General features: G+C 33.4%; 15 protein-coding genes and 1 CRISPR repeat array. All 15 genes read right to left on the bottom strand.

Annotated features, from left to right (window positions below):
• A complete protein-coding gene (locus LCX93_RS04950; RefSeq protein ID WP_193151631.1) occupies positions 1 to 504 on the bottom strand; it encodes a hypothetical protein in 504 nt (167 codons plus the stop codon).
• 252 nt (positions 505 to 756) lie between these two features.
• Positions 757 to 1,233, bottom strand: coding sequence for an HD domain-containing protein (locus LCX93_RS04945; protein WP_226069045.1), 477 nt, complete (start codon positions 1,231 to 1,233; stop codon positions 757 to 759).
• Between the two features lie 8 nt (positions 1,234 to 1,241).
• A complete protein-coding gene (locus LCX93_RS04940; protein ID WP_226069044.1) occupies positions 1,242 to 2,606 on the bottom strand; it encodes a Card1-like endonuclease domain-containing protein in 1,365 nt (454 codons plus the stop codon).
• 18 nt (positions 2,607 to 2,624) lie between these two features.
• The gene (locus LCX93_RS04935; protein WP_226069042.1) at positions 2,625 to 3,206 is read right to left on the bottom strand and encodes a hypothetical protein; all 582 of its coding nucleotides are present in this window, start codon (positions 3,204 to 3,206) and stop codon (positions 2,625 to 2,627) included.
• Positions 3,206 to 4,423, bottom strand: a complete 1,218-nt coding sequence (locus LCX93_RS04930) for a vWA domain-containing protein (RefSeq protein WP_226069040.1) — start codon at positions 4,421 to 4,423, stop codon at positions 3,206 to 3,208. The genes LCX93_RS04935 and LCX93_RS04930 overlap by 1 nt, the downstream gene beginning before the upstream one ends.
• Positions 4,416 to 5,954: a hypothetical protein gene (locus LCX93_RS04925; RefSeq protein ID WP_226069038.1), complete on the bottom strand. Its 1,539-nt coding sequence runs from the start codon at positions 5,952 to 5,954 to the stop codon at positions 4,416 to 4,418. Before LCX93_RS04925 ends, LCX93_RS04930 begins: the two co-directional genes overlap by 8 nt.
• Positions 5,951 to 6,646, bottom strand: a complete 696-nt coding sequence (locus tag LCX93_RS04920) for a hypothetical protein (protein ID WP_226069036.1) — start codon at positions 6,644 to 6,646, stop codon at positions 5,951 to 5,953. The genes LCX93_RS04925 and LCX93_RS04920 overlap by 4 nt, the downstream gene beginning before the upstream one ends.
• A 284-nt stretch (positions 6,647 to 6,930) precedes the next feature.
• On the bottom strand, positions 6,931 to 7,212 hold the full coding sequence (gene cas2 / locus LCX93_RS04915) for a CRISPR-associated endonuclease Cas2 (RefSeq protein WP_226069034.1): 282 nt from the start codon (positions 7,210 to 7,212) through the stop codon (positions 6,931 to 6,933).
• Entirely contained in the window at positions 7,212 to 9,443 is a 2,232-nt protein-coding gene (gene cas1 / locus LCX93_RS04910; RefSeq protein ID WP_226069033.1) for a CRISPR-associated endonuclease Cas1, read from the bottom strand. Before cas1 ends, cas2 begins: the two co-directional genes overlap by 1 nt.
• A gap of 227 nt (positions 9,444 to 9,670) precedes the next feature.
• Positions 9,671 to 10,216: a CRISPR direct-repeat array (repeat unit 38 nt; unit sequence GTCTCGAAATGTCTGCCTCACGTGGTGTGAGGCGGATA).
• Positions 10,217 to 10,620: 404 nt separating this feature from the next.
• Positions 10,621 to 11,631 carry a type III-B CRISPR module RAMP protein Cmr6 gene (gene cmr6 / locus LCX93_RS04905; RefSeq protein WP_226069031.1) on the bottom strand — a complete coding sequence of 337 codons (1,011 nt, stop codon included), beginning with the start codon at positions 11,629 to 11,631 and terminating at the stop codon, positions 10,621 to 10,623.
• 2 nt (positions 11,632 to 11,633) lie between these two features.
• Positions 11,634 to 11,987 carry a type III-B CRISPR module-associated protein Cmr5 gene (locus LCX93_RS04900; RefSeq protein WP_226069029.1) on the bottom strand — a complete coding sequence of 118 codons (354 nt, stop codon included), beginning with the start codon at positions 11,985 to 11,987 and terminating at the stop codon, positions 11,634 to 11,636.
• Complete coding sequence (cmr4, locus tag LCX93_RS04895) at positions 11,984 to 12,793, bottom strand: type III-B CRISPR module RAMP protein Cmr4 (RefSeq protein ID WP_226069028.1); 810 nt, start codon at positions 12,791 to 12,793, stop codon at positions 11,984 to 11,986. The genes LCX93_RS04900 and cmr4 overlap by 4 nt, the downstream gene beginning before the upstream one ends.
• Positions 12,794 to 13,747: a type III-B CRISPR module-associated Cmr3 family protein gene (locus LCX93_RS04890; protein WP_226069027.1), complete on the bottom strand. Its 954-nt coding sequence runs from the start codon at positions 13,745 to 13,747 to the stop codon at positions 12,794 to 12,796.
• Positions 13,747 to 14,997, bottom strand: a complete 1,251-nt coding sequence (locus LCX93_RS04885; protein ID WP_226069026.1) for a Cas10/Cmr2 second palm domain-containing protein — start codon at positions 14,995 to 14,997, stop codon at positions 13,747 to 13,749. Before LCX93_RS04885 ends, LCX93_RS04890 begins: the two co-directional genes overlap by 1 nt.
• Positions 14,997 to 16,031 carry a hypothetical protein gene (locus tag LCX93_RS04880; RefSeq protein WP_226069025.1) on the bottom strand — a complete coding sequence of 345 codons (1,035 nt, stop codon included), beginning with the start codon at positions 16,029 to 16,031 and terminating at the stop codon, positions 14,997 to 14,999. The genes LCX93_RS04885 and LCX93_RS04880 overlap by 1 nt, the downstream gene beginning before the upstream one ends.
• Positions 16,032 to 16,270: the final 239 nt, after the last annotated feature.

The following is a 16,270-nucleotide window of genomic DNA, read 5'->3' as shown; positions in this document are numbered from 1 at the left end:
CTATTGTCCCAGTAGCTGTTTTCTTATTTTTGGATCTTTCATTGTTTCACCCCGGAGCATTTTTAGACGCATCGTATCAAAATCAACCATGCCCTCTTTTTTGTGCTCATAAGCTCCAAAACCATACCCCATAGGTGTCAGTTCATTTAATGTATAGTAGGCCTTTCTTCCGTCTATCCATCGGTGCGTATCTCTGCTCATTACCCATATAACAGCAGAATCTTTAAACTTTTTGTCACTGAGCCAATGCACAAAATCCCCATGATCATGAAAAAACCAGGTCTTCCCATCGGGGGCAACAACCTGAGAGGCATATGTCAAATCATCTATGACCATACCACAGTCACTGTCTTGAAACTTGTGCAACTCCATTTTCAAAGGCAGTTGCTTGAGATTTCCCTCTTTGATAACAACCATTTTCTGAGTTTTTTCCAAAGAGAGAAAAAGTGTAACAATAACAATAACAATAATTCCGATAAGAAGAATCGGCATAAATTTTTTCATATTTTTTTAACCTTTTTTTGAAATATATTCTTCAGCCTAATTAAACGGCTTTTTCAGAGCCCATCACCGCCATTAAGTTAAGCATTTATTTGGAACGCGGACTTTATAGTCCGGGCTGAAAGCGGCAAGACTATTGCAACAGCCGGCACTGAAGTACCGGTTCCGAGAAAGCATGAATTTTCTTAGCTTAATGGTAATGTCGGAACCTGTACTTCAAATGGCACATTATATAGCGAAATTGTTACAGTTGTATTAATCTCTTCTTTTTTTACCTTTTCCCAGGTCATCATAGTGCAAAAACCTTTGTAAATCTTCTTGCAAATCCTCGTCCAAAGCATCCCAGATTTCTTTTTTTTGAGCATATCTCGGGAGGTCTTCTTTTTTTGACTTTTTAATATCCCGGATAAGGTAATGATACCGTACAATTTTTTTCGTGTATTCGCTGATAAAAGGCCAGTTTTTTATAATCTGATAACTTTTCTCTTCATGGTCCGTAAAACTCCACTCATGAAACTCATAATCTTCCGCATCTTTCTTATAAGCGACAAAAGGCTTTCCGATATCATGCAAAAGTGCTGCAGCAAAAAACTTGAAATCTCCCGCTTTAAGCGCATAATATGTCACACGCAGAGTATGCACCAAAACACCGTGCTGATGCCATTTGTTCTGTGTAAAAAAGAGCGAGTCCAAAAAAGCATAGGAAAATATTTTGTTGTTTACGGTATTCATAATTTTTTTTAGCCATAAACCTGTTTGTTTAAGAAATGTGTTTCAAAGTATTCAAACAGTTGCTTAGAAGAATTTCCGCGTTTAAAATTATCGGTTTTGTTAAGCATACGAATGAACTCTCTTATCGTTTTATTTCGCATATTTTTATGTACTGTTGTATTGTGTGGATAATTCATTTTATAATTGAAAAGTTTTGCCAACTCTTTTCTTTCTAAAAAATCTACATCAAGTTCAAAACTTTTCTGTAAAAATCGTGTTATATCTTCAAGTGTTATGCTCTGCTCTTTTTCTACAGTTTTTATAGGTTTTTTCTGATGTTTTAGAAGAGTATCAAAACTATCAGTACGCAGTTCAAAAATTTCGTCCACTTCTTTGATAAACCTTGCAGTATTGCAAACCGGAGAACCCCGCAAATAAATTTTTTTATTATGAGAACGCTTATAAACACTGTTTATCATAAAATACTGATTGTCCTTTTCTTCATTGTAAAAAGGCTCATTGCTTAAAAGCATCAAACTGGAATCATCATCCAAGGTCTGCCTGACAGAATCAAGTTTATAAAGTAACTCCACTTTATTTTCAAGCGGATCGATAAATTTACACTCAATCATATGTAAATGATTCTCTTTCATTATCAATAAATCAAATTCATTATATACTGCATTAGTTTGAGAGTAAGTATCTACAATCTTTACACCCAAAGCAATATCATCATAGTTAAGACCTTTAATCAGGTTATATATATAATACTCATACAAAAATCCGTTTTGTGTTTTACTTATTTTATCATTACTTGAAAAATATTTCTTATAAAGATATTTTTCTCCGTGACAACCTTCAAAAAAATTCACAAGTTCTTGCTCTATACTTCTTGCAAAATCAAGATTTTCCTGTGACACTATTTCAATATCTTTGAGCATAAAATGTTCATTTATCTTCATAGAGTGTTCAATGGCATATGATTTCATACCCTTTTCATCTAAAAGATTATAACTGTTGTCAAAACGATCATATATTATGAATTTAACTCCTTGAGAAAGTAGTTTACTTGACAGATACAAGGCAATATTTGCCAAGCCGTCTGTTGCATTTATGACAATTTCACTGCCATCTTCGCATATCGCTAAAATATTATCTTTAATACTTTCAAGATCGTGCTGAGAATCTTCATCGATTTTCAAAAGATAGCTTTTAATCGGTATTTTTTTTTCCTGAATAAATCGTTTTGTACCTTTATATATTTTATGCGCTTTAAGAGTGTCAGAACGAGCATCATCATAAACAATAATATGTGCTTTAATTTTATTTTGAAACTCATAAAAAACAGGTAAAACAGAAGAGTGAAAATCGCCAATAATTGAAACAAGTGTCATACTTAAATGCCTTTTTTATTATTTTTCTTTTTGAATATAGTAGTTGTTGTTTTTAATCTTATACGTAAATTTTTTCGCTGTTTTTGCTTTTAACCATGCAATATATGTTGCAATATAAATGGGGTCTATATCTTGAGTAGACAAGATACAATCTGCATTTTGACATCGGGAACTTTTTATACTTTTTCTACTCTTCTCATCAAAAAAAGCAGGATAAAAATCATCTACATCATCGGCAAAATAGAGGTAATCCTCCATTTTTAGAGGTGAGTTCGGTGTAATCTCAGATGGAAGTATTTTTTTTGGAAAATAACTCTCTTTGGACAACTCTTTTTGTTCACTTATTTGTTCTGTTACATGTAAAGGCTTCTCATATACCTGTTGTTGTGGTGTTTGTGTTACAACAAGAGCAGTTGGTTGTTTTTGCATCATCATCAACAATAACACTATAATTACACCAAGAAGAAATAAAACCAAATATTCATACAAACCCCATAACCTCCAGAATGTCCAGACATAATCATCTTGCAACTCTTTTTTTGGTTTTTGTTCTTCGAGTTTATAATTATTTTTATAGTATTTATTTGAAAATTGGGACATTATTTCAAATCATCCTGCGTTAATTCTGCATTTTGAAGATATTTTATCTCTGCACCGCTGTCACGAAGATAAGTTTTCCAAAATATTTTCAACTGTTTGAGTTTTGTCATATCTCTTTTGCCAATAATACGAACATATACCTTGGCACCATGAAAAGCAAGATGAATGCCTCTTTGCTTGTTTTGCTTCATAAATTCTCTGTAAAAATCTTTTGATGCAAGATTTGGCACAAGATAAAAATCACTTACAGGATCAACATTCATCATTGTTGCATAAATGATAACTCTGTCATCTGCACTGAGATTTTTACTTTCAAAAAAATTATCAAGTTGCAGTACTAACTCGTCAGATGATGTTGAAACATCTTTAATAATACTTTTTAAATCACTGCTGGTTGCATTATAAACATACCCTGAAGTGGAAAATGATTGCAACATCCCTACATCAGCACCACCTACAGCAACAACTTTTACAGAAACCTTGTCATCTTTAAATTCTTCCACAAGCTGTTTTGCCGTTTTTGCATCATTTATCTTTGCCCCATCAGTAAAAACCATTACTGTTCTTGGTTTTTTGCTTTCAAAGGGCAAAATTTCTGCAGCTTTTTTCAGTCCACTTCCTAAAAATGTGTCGTACCTTGAGACTTTTATATTCTCAATTATGTGTAAAAGTTTTCGTTTGTCTGTTGCATTTTTCACCAAAACCTTACTCCGTTTTGTTTCCTGCATACTTGCTTTACCATCAAATGTAACAATACTCACTTTTGTTTTTTTTGCCTTTTTCTTCACAAGATACTTCATCGCCTTTTTCACTTCACGAAGATAGTTATGTTCTTTGCCCACCATACTTCCCGAAGTATCAACCAAAAAAACCACATAGCCGTAAAGCTTACCCTGTACCGGCTTTTTCAACCCATTTTTCAACTTGGAAAAAAACTTGATAAACTTATACTCATTTTTTTTAAACCGCTTCTCTCCAATTTTTTTTTCACTGTATATTAAATTTTGTTTCAAATGGTCTTTGCCTTTAAATCCATACAGATAAACTTTTTCGCCGTTTTCATAGATAGTCTCTTCTTGCTTTGCATCAAAATATGTTAATTTTCCCAGTTCATTGTACTGGGCACGCTGCATCCCTTCTGAGAGATCAACAAAAACAAAAGTATCACCCCATGCACTCATTCCTGAAATAATCAGTAAAAATATTATTCTATACATCTTTTTCTTCCTTAACATCTTTTTGATTTCTGTCATGATAAATCATATACTCTTCAATATTATTTACATGTTGCAACTCTTTTCTATTATCGAGTACAATATATTCTGAGAGTATAAATTCTACATAATTTTCTTCTATAGTAACTCCTCTTTCTTTATATATTTCGCGTAAATAAGACTCTATAAGCTCCAATTGAATCTTAAAAGAACTCACATAGGCATTATAAGTACGTACAGAAATATCATAAAACAGTGCTGCAGTTACAAGCCGAGAAAAGAGTTTGTTTATCTCATTTTTTTTCAGTTTAGACATCTTTTTTTCTATTTTTATTATCTCTTTTTTGCATTTTTTATATTTTTTGCTTAATTTAGCTATTTCAGCTTCTATCATCTCATAAATCGGGCTTGATGTGTGGCTAAAATACGATAAAAATGCACCTCCTATAAATATAAAGAGATTGATGATTATAAATACATAGGCGGTATCTTCTTTCTTTTTTTGTGCATCTTCTCTAAAAACTTGCATTTTTTCGTCTAATGAGGTTTCTTTTAAATTGTCTGTTGGTTCTTCTTCATCACCAAAACCACTTTCATCTTCATCACTGTTGCCAAACCCTTCATCTAGGGCTTCATCGTCTGTAGCACTGCCAAACTCGGCTTTTGCATCACTTCCAAAAAGTTGTTGCTTATTCATTTTGTCTTGTTGTGCTTTTAAATTTTTCACAGCTGTATCATCTGCTAAAATGGTATGCATTTTTGAACGAATATCTACTGTTGCCCAGATTGCGAGAAAAGAGATAAGTGTAATTACAAGCATCTTAACAATATATATTTTTTTCTCTTTTTGTGTTGTATTTGAAAAATGACGCAAAAGTTTTCCGAGTGCATGTGCCATCCAGATTATCATACCGACAAAACCAACTGCCATAACAATGGATGTCCAAAAAACCTGATTTTGCTTCTCTGCGGGCATATCAGCATTAAGTCCTATCTCTTGAGATAAAAATACATTTTGGTATATCAAAAGCTCAGCTGCACCTACAATCAGCATCACCGTTATAAAAATCCACCATGGTAGTTTATGCAAATCACCGACAACTTCTCTGTTGCTGAGTTTGTTAAATTCTCTCTCTATTGCCTTGCTTTGCTGCTCGTAATTTTGTATCTCTTTTTTTATATCTTCACATGATGTTTTTATCTCTTGTTTTTCATTTTCCAAATTTGCAAGTTCATTGTAAAGCTTGTCATCAAGTTCAGACTTTATAACACTGTAATTTGCTTCTGAAATTTGTATTTTTTGATAAACACTGTTAGAAGCATTAATCATAAGCTGATAAAGTCTGTCTGCGGCATAAAGCATATTTGTCTTAAATTCATTTTTAGTCAGTTCAATGTTATGAACCTCTTTAAGTCTGTACTCTTTGTCAAATTCGCTGAGTATTGCATCACGCTCTTTTTCCATTGCTGCTGTATAAAATTTTTCGGGTTTTTTAAAAAATCTGTAATATAAAAGTCTTATTTGCTCTATCATGCTACTTCAAACCTTTGTTGTAATTTTTGCAGATCTTTTTCAAATTGTTCCATCTGTTGCTGTGGTGCCTGAACATGACTGAGTAAAGCATTTGCATAGAGTTTAAATTCATCAAGCAGTATCTCTGCTTCTAAAAGATAGCGTTCTTTATCTGCTCGTAAATCTGTCAAAGCATATCGGTTTTGTATATATGCTTCTTGATGCTTTTTTCTATTTTGCAAATGGGCTCTGTAAATAATCGAGAGTTTGTCCTGTGTTGTTTTGTAGAGTTTTTGATAGTAAAAGTGCGTTGTAATCGTATCTGCTTCGTTTTGTGAAATCTTCTGCAGATTTTCTTTAAAATCTACAAAATAGTTATCAAAATAAAATACCGGCTGATAATTTTGTAAATGCAAATCTTCTTCAAGAACATTTTGATATGCCAGCAACAGATAGTGATATAAATCTGCAAGATTTTGTTCATTCTTTGCATAACTTACCATTGTTTCATTTGAATTTTCGGTCGACAAAAGTGCCTCTTCTGATTTTTGATTGTTTTTATTGACAAAGGATTGCATCAGCGTTTTAAACATCTGCAAATCATTCTCAATAAAAAAATCTTTTTTCGGACTCTCTTTTGCACGCTTGGCCAATGTAAGTACCTCATCAAGTGAAAAACCGGCATATTCACTCGCTATATCTTTCGCATCCAAAAACATCTCCTAATAATTTTTGTCAGTATAATTAAACAAAACACATAAGTCTCTTAATGCTGGTTTATTTTTAAAAATACTTCCTTTCATCCCGCATTAAGTACCTCTCCATAAATAACCCCAATTTCAGAAGCTTAAAAAGAGGGCTACTGCTACTGATTTTACAACTGTTTTATTCATTTTATTTATGTTATTAATCCGCAGGTTATTTTTGAATTACAAGAGAAAGTATAAAGCAACCAGGCGAACACATTAGTTCGTTTAAAAAACAATTTGAAATATTTTTAAAGTGTCATCTCTTCATACACAAAAGGATCTGCTCGTCTTGCAAATTCAAAACTCCGCTTCATTGCTTTTTCGTGAATAAAATAAAAACGCAAAGAGTCATACTTTTTATTTATAAGCTTTTTCAGTTCTATCTCATACAGTAGCTTATCAAATTTCGCTTGATTAAATTCACATTCATACACAGAGTAATTAACCCGTGTTCCGTACTTGTCCAAAAGGGTTGCCAGTTTTGTTCGGCGTTTATCATTGCTTATGTCATAACTAATCACATACTTCATTAAAACTTTCCTACAAAGGGCTTGTATTTTTTTTCTTTACCACTTACAACAGCAGCAAGCTGATATGCCTGTTTTTGTATAATGTTTTCAACTTTTTGAGATTCTTTTTTCCACATGGTATAAGAGCCTAGCTTTTCTTTGATATTTTTTGCAATGAGTTTACGGCTTGCTTTGGTTAAAAGACCATCATTACCAAGCTTAACAGGTTCATCTTTATTGAGCATAGCAACGATAACTCTGTCTACTACAAATGTTCTAAACTCTTCTATCATATCAAAAGTAAGTGTTGGTTTATTTGCATCAAGTGCATGTAAAAAGGAAATATTCAGACTGAGTCCGGCATGCACAAGAGCATGCTGGACTTGACCATATAAAATAGCATAGCCATAATTGAGAGAAGAGTTTACAAGGTCTTTTGCACCCTGCGTAATACGCCTCTCAAAAGGTACATCCAAAAGTAAACGTAAAGCATCCCAGTAATTTACAGATATACTGCCCTCTAAGCCCATAAGCATATCTACATCTGAAGCAGTTTTTATCCTGAGAAAAGTTTTCTGCATTTGTGAAATTTTTCCTTCAAGCATCTGGTGATATTTATTCATATATTTTAAATAATTTATCTGATTTTTTGCTTTACCTTTTATGAATGATTTTGCCAATTCCAAACGCAGAGGAGAATTCAACACAAGTGCCTGTTTTGCAATATTTTGCGCAAGTGAGGCTTTATAGGTTATCAAAGAAGCATAATGATTTGATTTGGTGTCTATAAAATCCACACTAATGTTATTATCTGCACATTTTTTTAAGACATCACTACTGAGTGCAAAACCCTTACCTTCAAAAATTACACGTGTCACTCTATCAAAAGCATATCGTTTAATTACTCTGCCATACTCTTTTAGAACAAACTTGTTTTTAGATATACCAAGCATCAGCCCATGTTTCTGTATATGCAGAGTTGTTTCAAGAGAAAATTTCTTAGCATATTGGTTTTTCTTTTTTGCTATTTTATCTCCCGGGGCTTTGTATGATTTGTTTGCAAGGTACTTTTCAATCCCTTTGGCAATGGCTAGTTCTCTTTTATCTTCTACTGTTTCATCTTCAAAAAGCAAGTCAAAAGAGATTTGTGCAACAAAGTTGCGAAACTCTTTTTTCGTTTTTACCTGTTTGGACTCTTTTGCAAGATATACCTTATATGCAACACTCTCTATAAGAGCATTTTGCAACAGTGTATGCTGTGTAGCATTTTTTGTGATAAGTTGAAGATAGTAGTTTTTCAAACTCAACAGGTAAATATTTAACTCATCTATATATTTGACAAAGCCTGATCCTGTTTTTGCAAGCTGGTGAATTTTAGAGACAGTTTTTAAAAATCTTTCATTTTCAATAAGTCTGTTACGCCCTTCAAACCGTACACCCAAAAAAACAAAGCCTTCACTGATATGAACAACAGAGGTCTTTTCTTTTTCTAACTTCAATTTTAATGATTTCAAATAATGTTGCAACTTTTTCAGAGCGTTATATGCTTCATTTTTACTGTTAAAAAGCATAACAAAATCATCTGCATAGCGTACAAATGCAATATTTTGCGTTTCTAAAAAATTATCCATTTCGTTGAGGTATATATTTGAAAATAAAGGAGAAAGTATATCACCTTGATGGACACCCACAAGGTGTTCGTTATATGTAAATTTTTGAAAACTCCCTATTTCCATCATAAGGGCTATCAATTTCAAAATTCGTTTGTCCTGAATATCTTTTGCCAAGAGTTCCAAAAGCTTCTCATGATCTATAGTTTCAAAAAAATTATCTATATCTGTTTTAACAACATGAAGCTTTTTTTCATTTAAAAACTGTGTCACTCTGTTGATAGCTTTCATCGTTGACTTTTGTAGTCTATAAGCATATGATTTGTCACTGAACTGTTTATTGTAGTAAGGATGAAGATTTTCATAGAGCACTTTTTGTACTATTTTATCTTTAATTGCACTGATGGCTATGGGTCGTTTTTCATCACTGTTTGGTTTGTCGATTTCAATTTTTTTAAGAGGTTCGGGCACATATTTTCCTCTGACTATATCATCTGCAAGTTTTTCAATATTTTTTTTCAACTCTTTTTCAAAGAGAGTAAAACCAACCTCATCGATTCCACAGGAGTTTTTGTTTATTTGTGTATATGCCTCTTTTAAAACTGATGGCAAAAATATATATTCCAAAGGTTTTTTAAACATAATAACTCCTGATTTTAACACTTCATTATAATCAAAAAAAATAAAAAAAACTTTACAGACACCAATACTTCAACGTCAATGTCATTAAGCGAAGTAACTTTTTCAATATGCGAACTTTCTATGCTGAAGCATGACCTAGAAAAAACCTAAATTTTTTCTGTAGTCCGGGCTGAAAAGGGCAAGACTATTGTAACAACCGGTTCCACAAAAATATTAATTTTTTAATAGCATACACATGTCTGCCTCACGTGGTGTGAGGCGGATAGATACATCAAGATGCCAATCACCAGAAGAATTCATATCGTCTCGAAATGTCTGCCTCACGTGGTGTGAGGCGGATTTATCAGAAAATTTTATTGAAAAGTTTACTGATGTCTCGAAATGTCTGCCTCACGTGGTGTGAGGCGGATTTTGGCACATGGGCCATGTAGTTGAGTCTTATTTGTTCGTCTCGAAATGTCTGCCTCACGTGGTGTGAGGCGGATGTTAAAAGATGTCTCACGACACAAAATTAAACCATGTCTCGAAATGTCTGCCTCACGTGGTGTGAGGCGGATGATATTGAAAGCCTTTATATAAAAGAAATATGGATGTCTCGAAATGTCTGCCTCACGTGGTGTGAGGCGGATAACATAAACGCTTTTTTAAGTAAAGATGAGGCTACGTCTCGAAATGTCTGCCTCACGTGGTGTGAGGCGGATACAAAAGCTATGACAGCTACACTGTTGTCTTAATGTCTCGAAATGTCTGCCTCACGTGGTGTGAGGCGGATAGCCTAATTATGGATATCTTAAAAGTATTATAGCATTTTTTACTCCAGACAAAGTCCCTTGTACCGGAAATTATTCCAAAAATTCGCAAATCTGGTACTTTTTTCAAAATACAACTTCATTCTTTGAACAATATTACTTCAATGAACGCCTGTTGTTAGGGGTTTTCTCTCTTTAAAAAGTTCGCAAATCATATTTTGATTTTACTTGACTTTTAAGATTCTCTACTTTTTTGTCTCTTTTTAGATTTAAAACAGCCTACTTATGGATACTTCAAACTTACTTCAAACTAAAAGTTCGCAAATCATTTTCCTCACTTCTGAATTCCTGCTGTTTTGCCAACTTTTTTACACCTTTTCATTCTTGCTAGCACATAAAACAGGGCTACAAAAGTTCGCAAACCTTTTTTAGCTTTCTAATAGTTCATACAGTTTTCTGGCCCACTTGACTGATGCTTTGTTTTTTGGAGCCGGTTTTGGACCGATTTTCTCTTCAAAGTAAAGAAAAAGCTCCTTTTTTTCTGTTGCACTCAATGTTGTTTCTTCTACTACAACATATATCTCTTTTGTATCCGCTTTTGTAAGGTCTTTTGTGAGTACCTTTACCCGTTCGACAATAGAAGTTATCTGGCTGAGTGCTTTTTCTTTCTCTTCTTGCTCCTGCTGCTGTTTTGCGAGCAGTAACTCTTTTTGCTTTTGTTCTTCTTGGGCTTGCAGGTGTCTTTGCAGGTTTGCAGATATAGGTTCAAACTTTCCATATCCGACATTTGTTTTCGCACCTATGCCCAAATCATCTAAAATTTTTGCAAAGAGTTTTACTTTTTGTTCTTTTGTTATTTGCGTATCATACAGTGTAAACTCGAAACGAAATGTAACCCCCGGTGCGACTTTTACAAAATGCAAAGGTGTCGGATTTTTCAAAGGATTTTCCCCATGCGGTGTAATGTAATCATCCTGTAAAAAAGCATTGCTGTATTTGATCGGTCTTGCATCAAAAAAGAGATCTCCATATTCAAAAATCTCCTCCTCAAGCACTGCAATATCTATCTCTGGGTTTTGCAGTATCTCTTCAATGTACTCTTGATGAGCAAATGCGCTTCTAAGTAATCCTTTTAAAGATGAACCGCGAATGACTGGCAAACCACTTGTATAGTCAAAATCAAACCCTAAAATAAGCTGCTCTTTAAGAGAGGGAAGTTCATGCGCATTTCCACTTCCAAGTAATAATCCAGGATAGGTTGTTTTTGCTTCAAAGAAGATATTACCAAGTATTGTTTCTTCTTGAATATCTGGTTTTTGTCGTACTATATTATCTGCTTTTTCTTTTATGATTTGTTCATTTTTAGTTGCATCTGGCGTATGATAATCTATGCCTTGAAAATAATCTTTATAAAAAAGCCATCCGATATTTGCACTCATTTTCAATCCTTCTTTAACTGAAACGTTCTGATACTCAATTTTAAAGCTACGGCTGCATCAAGAATCTGTTGCTTTGTAATGTTGTTGTCATTTTCAAGCACATAAGTCATCAAGTTTTTTTCTTTTATTTCCAAAACTTTTGCAATAAGTTTGAGCAAATAGTTTTTATCTTCTTTTGTACTGGCATTTTTATTTTCAAAAAGTGCTATGGTTGCTTTTAAACCACTCTGGATGACACTTGCTCCAAAACTGGAAATATATCCGTTATAGGCAGAAGGAATTTCACCGTTTTTAAATTCACTTTGTAAAATTGTTATAGCCTTGGCAATGAAACTTTCTATATTTTTCTTACTCATGATCCTACCTTTGTAATTTCACAAACTCCATAGCCTATTGTTTTGTTGGCACCTATTTGAATTATCTCCTCTTTTTCAAAGCTTCTGTCAAACTTGGCAACATTATCTTCATCCGAAGCATCAATATTGTTTGGTTTTGCAATAAAAAAGTAAAAAAGCGTTTTACTTGGTACAACCTCTTCATACCAAAGGTTTTGACTTATACCATTTTCAAGTGCATTACGCGCATTTACAGGTAAATCAAGCTCACAGAAATCCTGATGACACATCAATAAAAATTCTTCTCCAAAGAACTCCTGCACTTTTGTAATGGCTTCGTCACTCTTCTTTACATGTGCATTATCTTCTATAACCATATCTTCAAGCGTGCCAAAGTAAAGTGCTTCATTCTTGAGTCTTTGTGATGCAAGCCACTGAAACTGTTTTATCAGCTCTTCTTCCAAAACAACACCAAGTGTCTGCAACATACTTAAAAACTCCTCAATGACCTCTGGGGAACTTGCTAAAACATACGGTTTTTTATTTGAGCGTACAGGTCTTGCCAAAAGTTTTGCTTCAAAAAAACTGTATGCTCCGCTTTGGTGTTCATTAGAGCTGTTTGGTGGTCCGAAAACATAGTTTACAAAGCTCTTGCCTCTTTGTGAGAAATGTTCTCTAAAAGCACCTTTTAGGCTTGAACTGTTAATATTTGGCAGATTACTGATAGCATCTTTTTGCACCTGATTGTCTATAATATTGAAGTTGATGTCTCCACTGCCTACATGTAAATTTGTCAATGTTTTAATTGTATATAGCTCTACTTTCATCTATTTTTCTCCTTGTGTATAATGATTAAAACCTACTTTTTGCAGATTTTTATTATTTAAGTTTTCTAGTAATTCTTGGCTTGGATTTATAAATACAGAACCTTTTTCATACAGATAGTACTGTTTTGTTTTTTGAAAAACTCTTTTTTTATTCTCAAATGAATTTTCAAGTGATCGAAAATTTATTTCGCCTGTGATTGCAAAATCACAATGCTCTTTTATCGGCAGTGTAATGTAACTATCGCTTAACAACACCATATAACCTCTTGGGTCTTTGTAGTTGAGATGCCCGTCTGTCTCTTTGACTTGCATCAAAAATTTACTTCCATCAGCACCTAATTTTACTATGCTGTTTTTCAATGCAGTGCCGAGTTCTACATTCACAGCAAAACAAAAATCATCTTTGAGGTGAAAAGCAGTCTTTTTAAACAAAGAATTATCTTGGGCACCTGTTTTATTTCCTGTCTGTTCTACAGGAAAAAATATATCTTGTGTTTGTTTTCTCTCATTTGCATCAACTGATACATAACTGTTAAAAATGTCTTTTTTTGGATTATAACCTTCTAAAAGTCCCTCATTAAATACACAGTTGTCAATATCTACTTTTTTAACAAAACGCTTCTCACCTTGCATAAGAAAGAGTGGTCCAATGGCTTCAATAACTCCAAAATTTTGAATTTTTCCAGCTTCAAATGAAAACTTTTCATCACCTACAAGTTTTTTTGCTTCTTCTTTTCTTGCTTTATCTACCCACTCACCTTTGAGTTTGTGTGTCAGTAAACCCGCCTGTGTCATAATCTCTTTTTTTAACATCCCCAAAAAAGCGCTTTGCTGTGGAAAATAACGACTTTTAGCCAGATATGAACCATTTTTTATACTTCCGAGCGTTCCAAAAGTTGTATCACCACCGAAGAAAAAAGGCTCTAAAGGGTATAATTGTATAAGGTAACGCATTATTTGTCTCCTTTTAAAAATTTCGCCAAACGAAGCGTTGCATACACTGTTGGTATTTCTGCGAGCGATAAAAATTTCACAAGTTGTTTGAAAAATGGCTGAAAATCATTATGGAGCGTTTCATTAAAATAGTTGTCAAAAAAGTTTTGCAATTTCATTTCATCATTTTTAATCTGCTCAATAACAGTCTGATATGTTTGTATCTTATGATGAATAGAGTGAAGAAAAGCTCCCTCTTTTTCCAAAGAGATTGTTACAAAATTTAAAAATTCCGGATAAAACGGATCATTTTTATGCACTATGGCTTCAAAACTTTGTCCTGAATGTTTTGTAACCATAAATGCAATGTTGTTTTTCTCTGCATTTTTTGCTTTGTCAAAAAGCATAGAGCGTGAATTACTCAATGCTTCATACAAAGGAAATTTAACATAATTGACAGTAATACCAAAGCTTAGCGTAGCCCCTTTTATTTTTGATTGAAAATCTTTTGATATTGTGTCACAAAGATCAAATACACTTTTCCCTCCTCGTATAACCGGAGCAATAAACAAAAGGTCATCCCCTCCGGCAAAAATAGTCTGTCCTCCGTAAGCCTTTATCTCTTTATGTGCTTCTTTACAGTATGCCAACAAAGCTTTAGAAACAGATGCGATGTTTTGTTTTTTGGCTATAGCTTTTCCCATTTTATCGCCATCGGCATGAACTATACAGTAGTACTTGTTGTAGCAAAGTTTTTTTATGTCATCTACAATATTTTTTCCTTCGGTGAGAAAATTATCTTTGCCTCCTTTTTCTCTATGAATTTTTTCTACAAACTGATCGCTTTGTGTTACCTGATAAAATAACTCTTGTGTATCAAGATAAGGCATCAACTCCAAAATAGGATTTTGTTCATCCGTAAGCTCTTTTTCAAGAGAATGTATCTGTAGATACTCTTTTACTGCTATGTAGTCCAAACCAAGTTGTTGAGCAACTTTTTGTATCACAGCCTCAACAGTTGCTTCAAGCAATGCAAAATCACCCTCTTTTGCCTCAAAGATAAAACGGTCGTGAAAGACACCTATCTCATTTTCTTCAAAAACAGACACATCTTTTATATAAGGCACAACAAATTCTCTTGTTCGAAACTCTTTGATAATTTCTTTCATTATATAAGAAAAGATATAGCTTGATGCAAAAAGCGACTTTGGATTTTTTGCGTTTTGTAGTGTTTTGTATATGGGGCCTATTGTTAGTGCTATATATTTCATTACTTTACCTCACTTACATTTTCATGTTTTGCTACAAATTTTAAAAATTCATACATATCAAACTGGCTTGGTGTCTTAATGTCAGCAGACTTCTTCCCAAGAGAAAATGTAAACTCTCTGTCCATAATATCCTGATAACTTTTGTTAAAAAGAATATATATCTTAGAGTGAATTACTTTAAATATCAGTGGAGACTTAAAACGTTCTATGCCATCTTTACTTTTTATGCGAACTTGTTTTTTTCCTCCATTAGGGCGAAATTCATTATGCTCGGCAAGCCCTAAAAGAGCACGAATGTATCTAAACTCTCTGTCGTCTCTACATACAAGCGGCTGATGTTCTCCGTGAATAACTTCTGGAAAATTTTGCTTGATAAACTTCTTCTCCCAGCCTATCTTGTATGTATCGCACATATACCGAAAAAGCAATGACTTAAAATAGGGTTTGTTGATGCCCATTTTCAGTTTTTTATAAAAACTGTCTATTTTTATAAATGCATCTTTATACGCTTTACATGTACCCAAAACAAATACCGGATTCTCGTGTGCTGCTAAAATTTTATTGATTTGAGCATCTGAAATATCTGCTCTTGTAAAAGATCCAAAGCCTTTACTTTGTCTTGTACCGAAATTTTCATATACAAAAAAGTAATCTATATACTCTTTGATAGCTTCAAGTAACTGAGAATTGTAAGAGAAAAATTCAATCTGCAAAGTATTTACAGACATTACTGATTTGTGTGCATCTGCAAAGTAAGGTGCTTGATAGATTGCCGGGTCTGTATTGCTTTTCTTAACATATGCCTTTGGTATAGAAATATTAGTATTCGTACTATTTATTTTTACTTTATATTCAAGAGAACGATGCCCGTTTGCATTTATAACACAGGGCAAGTCTTTTACTTTTTGCAGTAAAAACCTGTCTAGTTTTGGTTTTAGTTCAGTAGCCCTGAGTGTTGCCCCAGCCTGACTTGACTGAAAATGTATCAGAGGGGTATGTTGTTTAATATTCAACGAATAGACAAATTTGCTCATTTTTTCTCCTCGTATAATAAATTTATCAAGTCATTACATCCAAGGGAGTAGTGGTTTGATAATTGTTTTTTAGTTTTTGATAAAGTCGTTTTTGTGTTTGTCAAATACTAAAACAACTTACAGTTAAAGAGTTGAATGACAGTCGTTTTTCCTTATGAGGTTTTATACCACTATCTAAGAAAGCATACTGCGTTTAACCTAAGTAACTTACCTATAGGATGCCAGGATGGGTTTTATCT

Source organism: Sulfurimonas sp. SWIR-19 (assembly GCF_020410885.1).
Taxonomy (GTDB): Bacteria; Campylobacterota; Campylobacteria; order Campylobacterales; family Sulfurimonadaceae; genus Sulfurimonas; species Sulfurimonas sediminis.
This window is presented reverse-complemented; position numbering and strand designations above follow the sequence as displayed.

Coding starts and splice junctions, on each gene's coding strand:
- LCX93_RS04950 (WP_193151631.1), bottom strand. CDS start 504: ATGAAAAAATTTATGCCGATTCTTCTTATCGGAATTATTGTTATTGTT.
- LCX93_RS04945 (WP_226069045.1), bottom strand. CDS start 1,233: ATGAATACCGTAAACAACAAAATATTTTCCTATGCTTTTTTGGACTCG.
- LCX93_RS04940 (WP_226069044.1), bottom strand. CDS start 2,606: ATGACACTTGTTTCAATTATTGGCGATTTTCACTCTTCTGTTTTACCT.
- LCX93_RS04935 (WP_226069042.1), bottom strand. CDS start 3,206: ATGTCCCAATTTTCAAATAAATACTATAAAAATAATTATAAACTCGAA.
- LCX93_RS04930 (WP_226069040.1), bottom strand. CDS start 4,423: ATGTATAGAATAATATTTTTACTGATTATTTCAGGAATGAGTGCATGG.
- LCX93_RS04925 (WP_226069038.1), bottom strand. CDS start 5,954: ATGATAGAGCAAATAAGACTTTTATATTACAGATTTTTTAAAAAACCC.
- cas2 (WP_226069034.1), bottom strand. CDS start 7,212: ATGAAGTATGTGATTAGTTATGACATAAGCAATGATAAACGCCGAACA.
- cas1 (WP_226069033.1), bottom strand. CDS start 9,443: ATGTTTAAAAAACCTTTGGAATATATATTTTTGCCATCAGTTTTAAAA.
- cmr6 (WP_226069031.1), bottom strand. CDS start 11,631: ATGAGTGCAAATATCGGATGGCTTTTTTATAAAGATTATTTTCAAGGC.
- LCX93_RS04900 (WP_226069029.1), bottom strand. CDS start 11,987: ATGAGTAAGAAAAATATAGAAAGTTTCATTGCCAAGGCTATAACAATT.
- cmr4 (WP_226069028.1), bottom strand. CDS start 12,793: ATGAAAGTAGAGCTATATACAATTAAAACATTGACAAATTTACATGTA.
- LCX93_RS04890 (WP_226069027.1), bottom strand. CDS start 13,747: ATGCGTTACCTTATACAATTATACCCTTTAGAGCCTTTTTTCTTCGGT.
- LCX93_RS04885 (WP_226069026.1), bottom strand. CDS start 14,997: ATGAAATATATAGCACTAACAATAGGCCCCATATACAAAACACTACAA.
- LCX93_RS04880 (WP_226069025.1), bottom strand. CDS start 16,031: ATGAGCAAATTTGTCTATTCGTTGAATATTAAACAACATACCCCTCTG.